The organism is Pseudomonas sp. NY15437 (genome assembly GCF_048068435.1).
Taxonomy (GTDB): domain Bacteria; phylum Pseudomonadota; class Gammaproteobacteria; order Pseudomonadales; family Pseudomonadaceae; genus Pseudomonas; species Pseudomonas nitroreducens_B.
The window spans coordinates 1-16,156 of sequence record NZ_JBLUQC010000023.1 but is presented as its reverse complement, the minus strand read 5'-3'; the positions used below and the strand labels follow the sequence as shown (position 1 = coordinate 16,156).

The following is a 16,156-nucleotide window of genomic DNA, read 5'->3' as shown; positions in this document are numbered from 1 at the left end:
TCTTCTTTCTGACAAGTTGCTGCCGACGTTCCCCCTCACCCCAGCCCTCTCCCGGAGGGAGAGGGAGCAGATTGTGCCGACTGACGCTGAGGTTTCATCCTGCACCGGACCGTCCAGAGGATTGGCGTGAGACAGGCCCGAACGCTGGAGTATCACTGTAGGAGCGGGCCATGCCCGTGAACCGCCGGCAGGCGGCCGAAGCGCTTGCGTTGCTGTAGGAGCGCGTTTTACGCGCGATCGCGGGCATGGCCCGCTCCTACAGGAGGCCAGCAATGAAAAAAGGCGGGCCCGGTCAGGGGCCCGCCTTTTTCGTGGAGCGCCGGATCAGTCCTCGAGGAACTCGACCTGACCATTGGCCAGGGATTTCACCCGGGCCAGGGATTCCACACGGTAGCCTTCGCTTTCCAGCAGGGCGCGGCCTTCCTGGAAGGACTTCTCGATGACGATGCCCAAGCCGGCGACGGATGCGCCCGCCTGCTGGATCAGGTCGATCAGCGCCTTGGCGGCGTGGCCGTTGGCGAGGAAGTCGTCCACCACCAGCACGTGGTCGGCGGCGGTCAGGTGCTTGGCGGAAATGGCGATGGTGCTTTCGGTCTGCTTGGTGAAGGAGAAGACCTTGGAGATCAGCAGGTCGTTCTTCAGCGTGAGCGACTGGAACTTGCGGGCGAAGATCACCGGGATGCCCAGCTCCAGGCCGGCCATGACCGCCGGGGCGATGCCCGAGGCCTCGATGGTGACGATCTTGGTGATGCCCTGGTTCTTGAAGCGTTCGGCGAACTCGTGGCCGATCAACTTCATCAGCGCCGGGTCGATCTGGTGGTTGAGGAAGGCGTCTACCTTGAGGACCTGTTCGGAAAGAACGATGCCTTCGCTGCGAATTTTGTCTTTGAGAGTGTTCACGGGGGGAGCTTCCGAAGCGGCTGTCGCTGATGAAGCGCGTAATTCTACAACGCCATCGGCCTTGTGCGCGACGTTCCGACCAATGCAATTGCTGATCGAATGGACAGTTTTTCGATAGGCGGAAAGGTACACCTCGACGTAGGAGCGGATTCATCCGCGATCCGGCCGGCAGGCCGGTGGCCACCGGATGACAATCGCGGACGGAGTCCGCTCCTACGCGCCAGCCCGCCATGGGCGCAGGGCGAACAACCTGGAACGGGTTATCCGCTGCAATAAAAACCCAGGCTCAGCGCTTGAGCAGCGCCCGGATATCCGCCAGCGCCGAGTTGCCCTTGGCCACCTTGACCTCCTGCGGTGCATCTTCCTGGCCTTCCCAGACCAGGTCTTCGGGCGGCAGCTCGTCGAGGAAGCGGCTGGGCGAGCAGTCGATGATTTCGCCGTACTGCTTGCGCTTGGCGGCGAAGGTCATGGCCAGGTTCTTCTTCGCCCGGGTGATGCCCACATAGGCCAGGCGGCGCTCTTCCTCGATGGTATCGGCCTCGATGCTGGAGCGGTGCGGGAGGATTTCCTCCTCCACGCCGAGAATGAACACGTAGGGGAATTCCAGGCCCTTGGAGGCGTGCAGGGTCATCATCTGCACGCCGTCGGCGCCTTCTTCCTCTTCCTGCTGGCGCTCGAGCATGTCGCGCAGCACCAGTTTGGCGATGGCCTGCTCGATGGTCATGTCGCCTTCTTCGTCACGCTCCAGGGTGTTCTTCAGCGCGTCGATGAGGAACCAGACGTTGCCCATGCGGAAATCGGCGACCTTGTCGCTGGACGCGTTCTGCCGCAGCCAGTTCTCGTAGTCGATGTCCATCACCATGCTGCGCAGCGCACCGATCGGATCGCTGCCGGCGCACTGCTCGCGGACCTTGTCGATGAAGCGCTTGAAGCGCTGCAGGCGCTCGACGTAGCGGGCGTCCAGCCGTTCGGACAGGCCCATTTCCTCGATGGCGTTGAACATCGAGCAGCCGCGCTCGGTGGCGTAGTTGCCGAGCTTTTCCAGGGTGGTGGAGCCGATTTCGCGGCGCGGCACGTTGATCACGCGGAGGAAGGCGTTGTCATCGTCCGGGTTCACCAGCAGTCGGAAATAGGACATCAGGTCCTTCACCTCCTGGCGTCCGAAGAAGCTGGTGCCGCCTGACAGGTGATAGGGAATCTGGTGGTGCTGCAGTTTCAGCTCGATCAGCTTCGCCTGATAGTTGCCCCGGTAGAGGATGGCGAATTCGCTGTAGGGCCGCTGCGTCTTCAGGTGGATGGTGAGAATCTCCATGGCCACCCGCTCGGCCTCGGCCTCCTCGTTGCGGCAACGGATCACGCGGATCGGGTCGCCTTCGCCCATTTCGCTCCACAGCTGTTTCTCGAACACGTGGGGATTGTTGGCGATGAGGATGTTGGCGCACTTGAGGATGCGGCTGGTGGAGCGGTAGTTCTGCTCCAGCATCACCACTTTCAGCGACGGGAAGTCTTCCTTGAGCTGCATCAGGTTTTCCGGACGCGCGCCACGCCAGGCGTAGATCGACTGGTCGTCGTCGCCCACCACGGTGAAGTGTGCGCGTTGCTGCACCAGCATCTTCACCAGCAGGTACTGGCTGGCGTTGGTGTCCTGGTACTCGTCCACCAGCATGTAGCGCACGCGGTTGCGCCACTTGTCGAGGATCTCCGGGTGCTCCTGGAACAGCTTCACCGGCTGCAGGATGAGGTCGTCGAAGTCCACCGCGTTGTACGCCTTGAGCGTGCGCTGGTAGTGCAGGTAGACCATTGCGGCGGTCTGTTCCTTGGGATTGCGCGCCTTTTCCAGCGCCTCTTCCGGAAGGATCAGATCGTTCTTCCAGCCGCCGATCAGGTTCTTGATCTCGTCCAGACCGTCATCGCCGGAATATTCCTTCTGCATGATGTCGGTCATCAGCGCCTTCACATCGCTCTCGTCGAAGATCGAGAAGCCGGGCTTGTAGCCCAGGGCCGCATGTTCCTTGCGGATGATGTTCAGGCCCAGGTTGTGGAAGGTCGAGACGGTCAAGCCCTTGCCTTCGCCGGGGCGCAGCAGGGTGCTGACGCGCTCCTTCATCTCGCGGGCGGCCTTGTTGGTGAAGGTCACGGCGACGATGTACTGGGCGCGGATGCCGCACTGCTGCACCAGGTAGGCGATCTTGCGCGTGATCACGCTGGTCTTGCCGGAGCCGGCGCCGGCCAGCACCAGGAGCGGGCCGCCGACGTAGTTCACGGCCTCTTGCTGCCGGGGATTGAGTCGGGACATGAAAGGCGGGGGTCTGTAGCGAAGCGGGCGCGTATTCTAGCAGGCCGCGCCAGGCGTCGGGGTGCCGCTCGGAATAGCGGCGATCTGTGACACGATCGTACTTATGTGTTTTGGATAAATCTGTACATGTATTAGGCTTGTGACAGCAATACTTGAAGAAAACTCTTAAGAGTTTCTCTGAAGTTTCGTTTGCATCCGTGGGAAGTCCGGATGGCGTCGCTTCAAAACCGGGGGAAATGGGCGCAGGGACGGTGCCTGGAGTTTCTCCCCTTTCTCGAGATACATGGGGGTCGCTTGGCAGCGTCGGTTGAACCAACGCGCCTGCTCCTGCTGGCGGAAGCGCCGCAGTGGGCCCAGCTACTGCGCGGGCATCTGGCCGCGTTGGGACAGGGCTATTCGCTGATCACGGCCCCGTCCTGGCAGGCCGCCAGCGCCCTGTTCGACGAGGACCAGGTCGGCCTGGTGCTCGCCACGCCCGGCAAGCTGCCGTCCGCCCACCAGTGCCATCTGCCGCAGGTCCTGCTGCTGGAGCGCGAGCCCGCGCAAGAGCCGGTGGGCGTGGCCGATTATCTGGTGGCCGAATCCCTCAGCGTCGAAGTCCTGCGCCGCACCCTGCGTTACGTGCGCGAACGCACGTCGCTGCAGAACACCCTGCAGAGCCTGGCCGAGCAGGACCCGCTGACCGGCATCGCCAACCGCCAGGGCTTCCAGACCCTCCTCGCCGCCCGCCTGAGCGAGAGCGAAGGGCGCGGCCTGGCGCTGGGCCACCTGGACCTGGACAACTTCCGCCACGTCAACGATGCCCTCGGCCACCAGGCCGGCGACCGCCTGATCCTGCAGGTGGTGGCGCGGCTGAAGGCGCACCTGGACAGTGGCGACGACATCGCCCGCCTGGGCAGTGACGAATTCGCCCTGCTGCTGGACACCCGCCGCGACCCGGCGCGGGTGGAAAAGATCGCCGAGCTGATCGTCGAATCCCTGGGCGAGCCCTACTGGGTGGAGGGCGAAAGCCTGTTGCTCGGCTGCAGCCTGGGCATGGCCCACGCCCGCGCCGGCGAAGCCGCCGACCCGTTGCTGTGGCACGCGCACATCGCCATGCAGCAGGCCAAGTCGCGCCAGGGCTGCACCTTCCACGTCTTCGACGAGCGCATCAACCGTGGCGCACGCAGCCTCGCCGACCTGGAAAGCGAGCTGCGCCGGGCGCTGCGCCGCGACGAACTGGAGCTGCACTACCAGCCGCGGCTGGACCTGCACAGCGGGAAGATCGTCGGCCTCGAAGCGCTGGTGCGCTGGCGCCACCCTGAGCGCGGCCTGCTGACGCCGGGCGACTTCGTGCCGCTGGCCGAGGAAAGCGGGCTGATCGTGCCGCTGGGCTACTGGGTCATCTCCCGCGCCCTGCGCGACATGCAGTGGCTGCGCGGGCGCGGCCTGCCACCGCTGCACATGGCGGTGAACCTGTCGTTCCGCCAGTTCCAGGACAGCCAGCTGCTGCCGACCCTGGAGCGCCTGATCCGCGAGCGCGGTGTCGACGCCCAGTGGCTGGAATTCGAACTCACCGAAACCGCCGTGATGCGCCGCAGCGACCAGGTCCTGCAGACCATGCAGGCGCTCGGCCGCTTGGGCGTGCGCTTCTCGCTGGACGACTTCGGCACCGGCTTCTCGTCCTTCGTGCACCTGAACAGCCTGCCGATCACCCTGCTGAAGATCGACAAGAGCTTCGTCGGTGGCATGCACGAGCGCCCGGAAAACCTGCAACTGGTGCGGGCCATGATCAACCTGGCGCACAACCTCAACCTGGAAGTGGTCGCCGAGGGCGTGGAAACCGCCGCCCAGCAGGATGAACTGCGCCAGTTCGGCTGCGACCAGGTGCAGGGCTACTGGATCAGCCGCCCGCTGCCGTTGGCGGAACTGGCGCGCTTCCTGGTGTTCGGCGCCAACCGCGCGCTGCGCCTGCAGGACTCGGTCAGCTAGCGGCAAGCTGGCACGGCCCGCACCGCGCCGGCCATGTGCGGGCGCAGCAGGCGCGAGGTCTTCGCCTCGAAGGCCAGGGTCAGGCCGATGGCCGCGCAGGCCAGCCCGGACGCCAACCCCCACCACACGCCACTCGGGCCCCAGCCCAGCGGGAAGGTCAGCAGCAGTGCCATGGGCACACCCACCAGCCAGTAGCCGGCCAGCCCGACGAAGAAGGTGGTGCGCGCGTCCTTCAGGCCCCGGATCGCGCCCATGGCGATGCACTGGGTGCCGTCGAACAGCTCGAACCACGCGGCGATGGCCAGCAGGCTCACGGCCAGCTGCGCCACCTCGCGGTTGGCCGGGTCCCGGTGGTCGATGAACAGGCCGATGACCAGCTCCGGCGCCAGCCAGAACAGTGCTGCGAAGGCGAACATGCCACTGGCGCCGACGCCGATGCCCAGTCGCCCGGCGCGACGCGCCTCGACCAGCCGGCCGGCGCCGTAGTGCTGGCCGATGCGGAAGGTGACCGCGTAGGAAATCCCCATGGGCACCATGAAGGCCACGTACACCGACTGGATGGCGATCTGGTGTGCCGCCAGCGCGGTACTACCGATCACCCCCATGCACAGCGTCGCCACGGTGAACATGCCCGACTCCACCGCATAGGTGCCGCCGATGGAAATGCCCAGGCGCAGGGATTCGCCAATCACCTTGAGATCCGGCGTCGACAGCCCGGCCAGCAGCGGGTAGGGCGCATAGGCCCGGTGCCAGCGCAGGTACAAGGCGAAGATCACCGGCAGCGCGTTCATCACCACCGCGGTGACCATGCCGATGCCCGCCAGCCCCAGCCGCGGCAGGCCGAACAGGCCCTCGATGAAGGCATAATTGAGGGCCAGGTTGGCCAGCGCACCGATCAGGCTGATGGCCATGACCGGGCCGGGACGCTCGATGGCGCTGGTGAAGCCGCGCAGCACCATGAAGGCCATGTAGCCGGGCAGGGCGAAGACGATGCTGTGCAGAAAACTCATGGTGCCGGCCACCGTCTGCGGCGCCTGGCCGAAGGCGATGAGGATCGGCCCGAGGTTCCACAGCAGCAGGCCCGCCAGCATCGCCAGCGCGCCGCCGATCCACAGGCCGGCCTGGGTCGCCTGCACCACGCCGCGAGCGTCCTTCGCCCCATGCCGGATCGCCACCAGGTTGCCGGTGGCCGCCACCACGCCGACGCAGAAGGTCGACACCAGTGCGTAGGTCGATGCGCCCAGGCCGCCGCTGGCCAGCGCCTCGCGGCCGAGCTTGCCCATCATCACGGTGTCGGTGAACACCATGGCCACGTAGGCCAGCTGCGCGGCGATCAGGGGGCCGGCGAGGCGGAGGATGGCGGCAAGTTCGTCACGGTACGGGCGTTTCATGAGTCAGGCTCAGCAAGCGGCAGGCGCCGCATCGATGGGAGTCGCTCATTCTCAGGCGGCCGTGGAGGCGGGCACAAAAGGAAAAATGCGATGCCATTCATGAGTCATACTCATGCTTTGTGTCATTGGAGGCCCGCCATGAATCGCCAGTTGCCGCCCCTGTATGCCTTGCGCGCCTTCGAGGCGGCGGCCCGGCATGCGTCGTTCACCCGTGCCGCCGAGGAATTGGCGATCACCCAGAGCGCGGTGAGCCGGCACATCAAGACCCTGGAGGAACACTTCGCCTGCCGCCTGTTCCAGCGCCGCGGCCGCCAACTGGAACTGACCGAAACGGCGCGGATGCTGCTGCCCGGCGTGCGCGATGGCTTCGATGCGCTGGAGCGCGCCTGCGCCAGCCTGCGCGCCGAGGAGGGCGTGCTGCGCCTGAAGGCCCCCTCGACCCTGACCATGCGTTGGCTGCTGGCGCGGTTGAGCAAGTTCCGCATGCAGCACAGCGACAGCGAGGTGCAACTGACCAGCGCCTGGATGGACGTGGACCGGGTGGACTTCGTCCATGAGCCCTTCGATTGCGCCGTGCTGCTCAGCGCCGGGCATTTCCCGCCGGACTGGGAGGCCACGCTGCTGTTTCCCGAATGGCTGATTCCCGTTGGTGCGCCGGAGCTGATGGCGGACGGCCCGTGGGACGCCGAGCGCCTGGCCGGCGCCGAGCTGCTGCACCCCACGCCCGACCGCCGCGATTGGCGGCGCTGGCTGCAGCGCATGGGGCTGGGGGACAAGGTGTCGCTCAAGGGCGGGCAGGTGTTCGACACCCTGGAGCTGGGCATCGTCGCCGCCGTCCGCGGCTACGGCGTTTCCATCGGCGATCTGGTGATGGTCGCCGAAGATGCCAGCCAGGGGCGCCTGGCGCTGCCCTGGCCCAGTGCGGTCGCCAGCGGCGAAAGCTACTACCTGGTCTGGCCCCGCGCACGCCGCAACCAGGAGCGGCTGCGCCGCTTGCGCGACTTCCTGCAGGCCGAGGTGCAGGCCATGCAACTGCCACCGGTGGCGCTGCTCGACTGAGTCCGGCGACTCGCCCGGCCACCCGCGCCGCGCGCTGGACTGCCCGGCCGTCGCTGCTGGCAAAACCCCATGGCGCGGATGGATACGTCCTGCCGCCGTCGCGACGCTTTACGTCGCTGCCGTCGCAGAGCTGAAACAGCGCTTTGCTAGGGTCATGGCTGGACTAGTCCAGCGAAGACCGATGACGGCCTCGCCGATTCCAATAAAGCTCGCCAACCACCACTCGGGGAAACTCCATGAAGCCCATGCGCACCTTGCTTGCCGGCCTGTTCCTGGCCGGCCTCGCCAGCACCTCTTTCGCCGCGACCGAACTGAAACACTGGCCCGCCCCGGCCGCCAAGCAGCTCGATGCCCTGATTGCCGCCAACGCCAACAAGGGCGCCTTCGCGGTCTTCGACATGGACAACACCAGCTACCGCTACGACCTCGAGGAATCGCTGCTGCCCTTCCTCGAAATGAAAGGCGTGCTGACCCGCGAGAAGCTCGACCCCTCGCTCAAGCTGATCCCCTTCAAGGACGTCAACGGCCACAAGGAAAGCCTCAACAGCTACTACTACCGCCTCTGCGAAGTGGACGACCTGGTCTGCTATCCGTGGGTCGCCCAGGTGTTCTCCGGCTTCACCCTCAAGGAGCTCAAGGGCTACGTCGACGAGCTGATGGCCTACGGCAAGCCGGTGCCCAGCACCTACTACGAAGGCGACGTGGTCAAGACGATCGAGATCAACCCGCCCAAGGTCTTCACCGGCCAGACCGAGCTGTACAACAAGCTGATGGAGAACGGCATCGAGGTCTACGTGATGACCGCCGCCCACGAGGAACTGGTGCGCATGGTCGCCAGCGATCCCAAGTACGGCTACAACGTGAAGCCCGAGAACGTCATCGGCGTCACCACCCTGCTCAAGGACCGCCAGAGCGGCGCCCTGACCACCGCACGCAAGCAGATCGCCGAAGGCAAGTACGATCCCAAGGCCAACCAGGACTTGGAGATCACTCCCTACCTGTGGACCCCGGCGACCTGGATGGCCGGCAAGCAGGCGGCGATCCTCACCTACATCGACCAGTGGAAGAAACCGATCCTGGTGGGCGGCGACACGCCCAGCAGCGATGGCTACATGCTGTTCAACGGCACCGCCGAGAACGGCGTGCACCTGTGGATCAACCGCAAGGCCAAGTACATGGACCAGTTGAACGGCATGATCAAGAAGAATGCCGACGCCCAGGCCAAGCTCGGCCAGCCGGTCACTGCCGACAAGAACTGGGTGATCGTCACGCCGGAAGACATCCAGTAACGGCGCGTCCCCTGGAACGCAAACGCCCGGCAGAAATGGCCGGGCGTTTGCGTTCAGCGCGGGGTTACGCGATGACGTCGTGGTTCAGCGGCAGGGCCGCGTGAAGATCGCTGGCCGAGTGGAACAGCGATTGGGCGGCCGCGTCCGCCGCCTTGGCCTGCACGCTCACGGCATGGTCGCCGGCGAACTCGATGGCAGCCTGGCCGACCTGCAGCAGATCGGCCAGCTTCACGCCGGTCAGCGCCTGCGAACCCTGGGTCGCCACGTTCACATCGGACTTGCCGGTGAAGGACTGGCAGTCGGTGTTGAAGAAGCTGTCGACCAGCACGGCCGTGCTCTTGATCCCGTGCTGAACCAGCAGGCCGAGGTCGGTTTTGCCGGCGGCGCCTTCCTTGCCGGCCTCCAGTTGCGAGGAATTGATGAGATTGACCGCCGTGGCCAGCCCGTCCAGCACCTTCACGGCAACGTCCGCCTTGCCGAGGGCGCCGTTCGGAGTGGCGGCGAGAGCGGCATCGACGTGGGTGTGGGTCGTGGTGTCGCCGCTCTGCGTGGCGACATCCGTGGTGTTCTGGACAACCCCCGATTCCTTGCCGAGGTTGAACAGGGTGTTGTTGGTCACGTCGACGACCTTGATCAGGTCATTGAGTACCTTGACGCCCACGTCGACCTTGCCGGAAACGCCCGATGGGCTGGCATTGACCTGCGTGTTCACGCCGACGTCCACCGCCGAGCCGCTGGCGTCCTGGGTCTTCACCGCGACCGCCACCTGGGCCGTGCCCTTGGTGGCGTCGGTGTTCACGACGGTGCCAACCGAGACGCCGGTAGTCGGGGTCGCCAGGTTCAGATTGAAGTTCAGCTTGCCCAGCGCCGAGTTCGAGGCGCTGTTGCCGATGCCGAGAAAACTAAGCAGTCCCATGTTCATGCTCCTTGATGGCCAGTGCTGATCCGTTACGCCCTCGCAGCGCTTCGCAGGCTGCCGTGGGCGACTCATCAAGAAGCAAGGTAAAGCGCGAGACGGCGCCGGGACTGTCAGCTCGTGCAGCGTTACCGGGTGGACATTTCAGAACATTCGCGAGGGCGTTCTGGCCCTTCGTACTTGGCTGAAAGGCAATTCGCAGTTGTCCGATCCTGTTCGGGATTTTGCCCAAGGTTGGCCCAGGCAGGGCCCCGTGGGACGCCAATTCCGGGTGAATGACTCAAGTATTGTCCTGGGCCGCCGATAGCCTGGGCAGACCGGCGAACAACGCCGGCATTCCCCTCGAACCGAAGCAGGCCGCTCCTCGAACCCCGGGCGACGGCATGCCGTTGCGCGCAGAACCCGAAAAATGAACCAGCCCCGATCCCGCATCGCCCTGCAATTGGCGGTGGCCCTGGCCGTGCTCCTGATGCTGTTGATCAGCGGCAGCACGCTGTTTGCCCTGCGCTCGCTAGACAGCGCTACCCTGACCACCCGCGAAGAGCACCTGGCCAGCGAAGCGCGCCTGTTGGCGGACCAGCTGGAGACCTTCCACGGCACCCTGCGCGAGAGCACCCAACGCCTCGCCGGGCTGTTCGAGCAGCGCTTCGCCGCCGGCCTCACAGCGCGTCCCGAGGAGCGTGTGCCGGTCGCTGCGCTGCAGGCGCCGGCGCTGTACCTGGGGGACACCCGGCTGAACGGCGATTTCACCCTGGTCGACGAATTCCGCCAGCTCACCGCCGGCGTCGCCACCGTGTTCGTGCGCGATGGCGAGGATTTCGTGCGTATCACCACCTCGCTGACCAAGCAGGACGGCAGCCGCGCCATGGGCACCGTGCTCGACCATGGCAGCCCGGCCTATGCGCTGCTGATGCGCGGCGAAAGCTACGTCGGCCGCGCGCTGCTGTTCGGCCGCTACTACATGACCCAGTACACCCCGGTGCGTGACGGAAGCGGGCGGGTCATCGCCGTACTGTTCGTCGGCTTCGACTACACCGACGCGCAGAAGCGCCAGTTCGACAACCTCGGCCGTTTCCGCCTCGGCCAGGGCGGTTCGCTGGCGCTGCTGGACGAACAGCACCACTGGCTGGTGCCGCCGGCCGGCGCACGCGACCCCGAGCGAGCGGCCGAGAGCCTTGCCAGCCTGCTGGACAGCCCCGGTCGCGGACGTTTCTGGAGCGATGGCGACGACGACTTCTACAGCTTGGCGCAGCCCTTCGCCGGTGGCCCGTGGACCGTCCTGGCGAGCATGCCCAAGGACGAAGTCCGCGCGGTGACCTGGCGCGTCGGCGGCCAGCTGGCCATGGGCAGCCTGATCGCCATGCTGCTGGCGGTGGTCGCCACCACCTGGCTGCTGCGTCGCCGCCTGCGCCCGCTGGGCGACCTGGTGCGCCAGGCCCAGGCGCTGGGCGCTGGGCGCTGGGGACCTGGGCGCGCGCCTCACGGTGTCCAGCCACGATGAAATCGGCGACCTCGCACGCAGCTTCAACCAGATGGGCGAGGCGCTCTCCAGCATGGTCGCGCGGGTACGCGGCGCGGCGGAGGACGTGGGGCATTGCTCGCGCTCGCTGTCCGGGCTGTCCAGCGGCGCCTACGCCGGCATGGAGCAGCAGTCCGGCGAGATCAACAGCATGGCCGGCGCGGTGGAGGAGTTCAGCGCCACCTCGATGGACATCGCCGACAACATGCGCAGCACCGAGCGCATGGCCAGCGAGAACACCCGGCAGACCCACATCGGCCTGCAATCGATGGACGATGCCTCGGCATCGCTGGCGCAGATCGCCGGCGCGCTGCAGCAGACCGTGGAGCGGGTGAACCGGCTGGGCGCGCGCTCCCAGGAGATCGGCAGCATCGTCGGGGTGATCACCTCCATTGCCGAACAGACCAACCTGCTGGCGCTCAACGCCGCCATCGAGGCCGCCCGCGCCGGCGAGCAGGGGCGCGGCTTCGCGGTGGTGGCCGACGAGGTGCGCAGCCTGGCGGCGCGCACCCAGGCCGCGACCACGGAAATCTCCCAGATGATCGGCGCCATCCAGCAGGACACCGGCAGCGCCATCGAGACCATCGAACAGGGCAGCCAACTGATGCAGCACGGGCTGACGCTGAACGAGAAGGTTGCCGCCGCGCTGGCGCAAATCTCCCAGCAGAGCAGCGCCGCCGGCGAGCAGTTCGCCGCCATCACCACCGCGACGCAGGAGCAGAGCCGCACCGCGACCCTGCTCAGCAGCAACCTGCAGGGCATCGCCCAGGCCAACAGCGAACAGCGTCAGGTGGTGGCCGACCTGGCGCAGACCGTGCGCGAGCTGGACAGCCTGGCGGCCGGCCTGCGCGAGGAGGTCGGGCGGTTCCGTTGACCGCGCGCGTCAGTTCCTGAGCTGGCCCAGCCCGTACTCGAGGCTGGCGGCGGACAGCTCGCCCATCTGGCTGTGCTTCAGGCGCCCCTGGGCGTCGTAGAACAGTGTGGTGGGCATGCCGTAGGAGCCGGTGGCCTGGCCGAGGCGGTTGCCGCTGTCGAGCAGTACCGCCGCGTCGCTCAGGCCCTGGTCGCGCAGGAAACGCTGCACCGCCTCGGCGTTCTCGCCCTGGTTGACCAGCAGGAAGCGCACGTCGCCGTACTGCTTCTGCGCGGCCTCCAGTACCGGCATCTCGCGCCGGCACGGCGGGCACCAGGTGGCCCACAGGTTCACCACCATGGGGCGGCCGTCCAGCGCGCGCAGGTCCACGGCGGCGCCGCGCAGGTCCATTACCGTGAGCTCGGGAAGCTGCTGGCTGCGGTCCAGCGCCGAGGTCACCGCCTTGCCGCCGCCCCACAGGCACACGCCGACCAGGGCCGCAACGGCCAGCGGGCGGCGCAGTTCCGCCCTGCGCCAGGCCAGCAGCGTGCCGATCAGCGCAGCAGCGATCACTCCCGGCAGCGCGAGAAAGCCGCCATCGCGGATATCCACGATGCCCAGCGGCGTCGCCGTGTACTGCTCGACGTAGCGCGCGACGAAGGCCAGCCGCGCCGCCAGCAGGCCGCCAATGAGCATGGCGAACAAGGCGCCTTCGGGATTGGCGCCGCGCTTGCGCCCGGCCAGCCAGCCGGCCAGCAGGGCGCCGAAGAAGCCGAGATAGAGCAATACGTGGGTCAGGGGCAGGGCCAGCGGGCCGAGGGTGAGACTGGTCAAAGCGGATGCCTGGCAAAAGGAAACCACGGTACAGCAGGGCGTCGCCGTTCGGCAGCGCCGGGCTGTGGATAAATGTTTCGCCTCAGGCGGGCAGCGCCTCCGCGTGCTGCTCCTGCAGCTCGGCGGTGAGCCGCGTGGCGCAGGCGCCGACCTTGCGCACGGCCTCCTCGATCAGCACCAGGTCGCGGTTGGAGTAGTTCATGCGGATGCAGTTGCGGTACTTGCCCGAGGCGGAAAAGATGTTGCCCGCCGCCACCTGCACGTTGTCGCGGCGCAGTTCCTGGTTCAGCCGCACGCTGTCGAACTGCGGGTCGAACTCGACCCACAGCATGAAGCCGCCGCGCGGCCGGGTGACCCGTGCGCCCGCGGGGAAGTAGCGGCCGACCCATTCGGTCATCAGGTCGCGATGCCGCTGGTACTGCGCGCGCATGCGGCGGATGTGCGGCTCGTAGTGGCCGCCGCCGACGAACTCGGCCAGGGCCATCTGCGGCTGCGGCGCGCAGGTGCCGCTGGCGATGTACTTGAAGTGGAGGATGCGGTCCAGGTAGCGCCCGGGCACCACCCAGCCGGTGCGCAGGCCGGGCGCCACGGTCTTGGAGAACGAACTGGCCAGCAGCACGCGGTCGTCGCTGTCGAAGGACTTGATGCTGCGCGGGCGCGGGAAGGCATAGGCCAGCTCGCCGTAGACGTCGTCCTCGAGGATCGGCACGTCGTAGCGCGCCGCGAGTGTGAGCAGGGCGCGCTTGCGGGCGTCGGGCATGATGTAGCCCAGCGGGTTGTTGCAGTTGGGCGTGAGCAGGATGAGCTTTACCGGCCACTGTTCCATGGCCAGCTCCAGCGCTTCCAGGCTGATGCCGTTGCTGGGGTCGGTGGGGATTTCCAGCGCTTTGAGGCCATACGCCTTGAGCGCCTGCATGGCGCCGTGGAAGCTCGGTGAGTCGATGGCGATGATGTCGCCCGGCTCGCAGATGGCGCGCAGGGTGATCGCCAGCGCCTCCTGGCAGCCGGTGGTGATGACGATCTCGCTGGGCGGCACCTGGCAGCCGGAATCCAGCATCAGCCGGGCGATCTGTTCGCGCAGCGGCAGCGAACCCTGGATGCCCTCGTAGCCCAGGCTCTGCAGGTCGGTGCGGCGTGCGGCGTGCACCATCGCCCGCTGCAGCGGCTTGAGCGACGGGCTGGCGATATCCGGCGTGCCGCGCCCGAGCTGGACGAAATCGCCGCCCGGTGCCCGGCGCACCTGTTCCAGCACCTGGTCCCACTGCGACACGTCCACCGGCCGCTGCGCCGGGCGGGTCATGGCCGGCATCGGCGGCAGCTCGCGACGTTCGGGCACGAAGTAACCGGACTTCGGCCTCGGTTCCACCAGCCCGGAATCCTCCAGCACGCGGTAGGCCTGCTGCACGGTGCTGATGCTGACGCCGTGCTCCTCGCTCAGCGCGCGCACCGAGGGCAGACGGTCGCCGGGGCGGTACAGGCCCTGCTCGATGCGTTCGCCCAGGGTGGCGGCCAGTTGCGCATAGCGTTTCATGACAGATCTCCCGTGCCGGGTGGCTTCGGCTGGATGCAGTACAGATGGAGAAAAAATACGCCATTCAGACCGATTTTTCTCGCTTCTGTATGGAGAAAACTTCTCCAGGTTGAATCTGTAATGCTTTTCGCCGATCCGCCACGCTAGTCCCACGTCCGGAGAACCGACTGGAGGAGTGACGACATGAGCGGCCTGAGCGATGTGCGGCTGACCCTTTACCAACAGGAACTGCTGGAAATCCCCGGCGTGCGCGAAGCATCCCGCGGCTTGCAGGAGAGCCGCTGGCAGCAGTTCTGGCGCCGGGTGCGCACTCGCAAGCAGCTGCTGGAGCTCAGCGACGCGCAGCTGCGCGACATCGGCATCAGCCGCGAGCAGGCCAAGCTGGAAGCGATGCGGCCGTTCTGGCGCTGCTGATCGGTCAATGAATCTTCAGGGAGTGGCCATGAGCGAGACACGTGCGGCCGCGTTCGAACGGATCGCCGGCGAACTGGGCTACGACTTCAGCGGCGAGATGAAGATCGGCGGCAACTATGTGCCGTTTGTCATCGACGCCCATCAGGTTCATGTCAGCGGGCAGATTCCGCGGGTGGGCGACGAAGTCGTCGTCACCGGCCGGGCGGGCAGCGAGGTCTCGTTGGCCGAGGCCCAACTGGCGGCGAAGGTCTGTGTGCTGCGTGCGCTGGCGTTGCTACGCCAGGCGTTGGGCGACCTCGACCGTGTGCGCAAGGTGCTTCAGCTCAATGTGTTCGTGCAGTGTGCCGATCACTTCACTCAGCTGAGCGAGGTGGCCGATGGTGCTTCGGCGGTGCTGTACGAGGTGCTGGGCGCGGCCGGCGTGCACACCCGCACGTCGGTCGGCGTCTACCAGTTGCCGAAGGGCGCGACGGTCGAGCTGAACCTCCTGGCGGTTGCGATCGATCGCCCCGGCTAATGCCCCGCCCGGTATTGCAGCGCTTCGGCCAGATGCGGACGAGCAATGCTCTCCGCCTGCTGAAGGTCGGCCAGGGTGCGGGCGACCTTGAGAATCCGGTGCAGGGCGCGCAGTGACAGGTTCAGGCGCTCGCCGGCCTTCTCCAGCCAGGCCTGGTCTTCCGGGCTCAGTGCACAATATTGGTGCATTTTCTTCAGGGTGAGAAAGGCGTTGGCGCAGCCCTGGCGGGCGAGCTGGCGCTGCCGCGCGGCGGCGACCTGAACGGCCAGCTCGGCGCTGCTGGTACTCGGCCCGCTGGGCGCCAGGCTGGTACTTTCGCGGCTGACGGTGAGGTGCAGGTCGATGCGGTCCAGCAGCGGCCCGGACAGCTTGGCGCGGTAGCGCTGGACCTGTTCCGGCGAGCAGCGGCAACGGCCGCTGGGGTCGCCGAGGTAGCCGCAGGGGCAGGGGTTCATCGCCGCCACCAGCTGGAAGCGCGCGGGGAAGCGCACGCGACCGTTGGCGCGGGCGATGACGATTTCGCCCCCTTCCAGCGGCTCGCGCAGCACCTGGCCGTTAGTTACCCCAGGGGCATCCTGGAAATCCTAAATAATCATGTATTAATCTGATTTGTAAGACAATTTCAGATCAATGATATTTGGGGTTGTCATAAATTCTGAGTCCTAA

General features: G+C 66.5%; 11 protein-coding genes and 2 pseudogenes. 6 read left to right on the top strand and 7 right to left on the bottom strand.

Annotated elements, in window-relative coordinates:
- Positions 1–324: 324 nt before the first annotated feature.
- On the bottom strand, positions 325–900 hold the full coding sequence (locus ACNFIA_RS30420; RefSeq protein WP_081515169.1) for a xanthine phosphoribosyltransferase: 576 nt from the start codon (positions 898–900) through the stop codon (positions 325–327).
- Between the two features lie 286 nt (positions 901–1,186).
- Positions 1,187–3,196 (bottom strand): DNA helicase Rep, encoded by a 2,010-nt coding sequence (gene rep / locus ACNFIA_RS30415; protein WP_259758069.1) that lies wholly within the window; start codon positions 3,194–3,196, stop codon positions 1,187–1,189.
- A 294-nt stretch (positions 3,197–3,490) separates the two neighbouring features.
- Here rep and ACNFIA_RS30410 point away from each other — a divergent pair, with 294 nt between their 5' ends.
- The gene (locus ACNFIA_RS30410; RefSeq protein ID WP_416790806.1) at positions 3,491–5,167 is read left to right on the top strand and encodes a putative bifunctional diguanylate cyclase/phosphodiesterase; all 1,677 of its coding nucleotides are present in this window, start codon (positions 3,491–3,493) and stop codon (positions 5,165–5,167) included.
- On the opposite strand, the gene ACNFIA_RS30405 is transcribed toward ACNFIA_RS30410, so the two are convergent.
- The gene (locus ACNFIA_RS30405; protein ID WP_416790805.1) at positions 5,164–6,558 is read right to left on the bottom strand and encodes a NorM family multidrug efflux MATE transporter; all 1,395 of its coding nucleotides are present in this window, start codon (positions 6,556–6,558) and stop codon (positions 5,164–5,166) included. The two genes, ACNFIA_RS30410 and ACNFIA_RS30405, sit on opposite strands and share 4 nt — an antisense overlap.
- A gap of 138 nt (positions 6,559–6,696) precedes the next feature.
- Here ACNFIA_RS30405 and ACNFIA_RS30400 point away from each other — a divergent pair, with 138 nt between their 5' ends.
- Together ACNFIA_RS30400 and ACNFIA_RS30395 are read left to right on the top strand one after the other, a co-directional pair.
- The gene (locus ACNFIA_RS30400; RefSeq protein WP_416790804.1) at positions 6,697–7,617 is read left to right on the top strand and encodes a LysR substrate-binding domain-containing protein; all 921 of its coding nucleotides are present in this window, start codon (positions 6,697–6,699) and stop codon (positions 7,615–7,617) included.
- Positions 7,618–7,853: 236 nt separating this feature from the next.
- On the top strand, positions 7,854–8,906 hold the full coding sequence (locus ACNFIA_RS30395) for a haloacid dehalogenase-like hydrolase (protein WP_416790803.1): 1,053 nt from the start codon (positions 7,854–7,856) through the stop codon (positions 8,904–8,906).
- A 64-nt stretch (positions 8,907–8,970) separates the two neighbouring features.
- Here the strand turns inward: ACNFIA_RS30395 and ACNFIA_RS30390 are convergent, their stop codons facing one another.
- Complete coding sequence (locus ACNFIA_RS30390) at positions 8,971–9,822, bottom strand: hypothetical protein (protein WP_416790802.1); 852 nt, start codon at positions 9,820–9,822, stop codon at positions 8,971–8,973.
- Between the two features lie 409 nt (positions 9,823–10,231).
- Between ACNFIA_RS30390 and ACNFIA_RS30385 the strand changes: the two are divergent.
- Positions 10,232–12,215, top strand: a pseudogene (locus tag ACNFIA_RS30385) (methyl-accepting chemotaxis protein).
- Between the two features lie 9 nt (positions 12,216–12,224).
- On the opposite strand, the gene ACNFIA_RS30380 reads toward ACNFIA_RS30385, so the two are convergent.
- Entirely contained in the window at positions 12,225–13,028 is an 804-nt protein-coding gene (locus ACNFIA_RS30380) for a prolipoprotein diacylglyceryl transferase family protein (RefSeq protein WP_416790801.1), read from the bottom strand.
- Between the two features lie 82 nt (positions 13,029–13,110).
- Complete coding sequence (locus ACNFIA_RS30375) at positions 13,111–14,559, bottom strand: PLP-dependent aminotransferase family protein (protein ID WP_416790800.1); 1,449 nt, start codon at positions 14,557–14,559, stop codon at positions 13,111–13,113.
- A 183-nt stretch (positions 14,560–14,742) separates the two neighbouring features.
- On the opposite strand from ACNFIA_RS30375, the gene ACNFIA_RS30370 reads away from it, so the two are divergent.
- Together ACNFIA_RS30370 and ACNFIA_RS30365 are read left to right on the top strand one after the other, a co-directional pair.
- Entirely contained in the window at positions 14,743–14,973 is a 231-nt protein-coding gene (locus ACNFIA_RS30370; RefSeq protein WP_416790799.1) for a DUF1127 domain-containing protein, read from the top strand.
- Between the two features lie 28 nt (positions 14,974–15,001).
- The gene (locus tag ACNFIA_RS30365) at positions 15,002–15,490 is read left to right on the top strand and encodes a RidA family protein (RefSeq protein WP_416790798.1); all 489 of its coding nucleotides are present in this window, start codon (positions 15,002–15,004) and stop codon (positions 15,488–15,490) included.
- Here ACNFIA_RS30365 and ACNFIA_RS30360 read toward each other — a convergent pair.
- Positions 15,487–16,041, bottom strand: a pseudogene (locus tag ACNFIA_RS30360) (ATP-binding protein); the annotation flags it as partial. The gene ACNFIA_RS30365 and the pseudogene ACNFIA_RS30360 sit on opposite strands and share 4 nt — an antisense overlap.
- Positions 16,042–16,156: the final 115 nt, after the last annotated feature.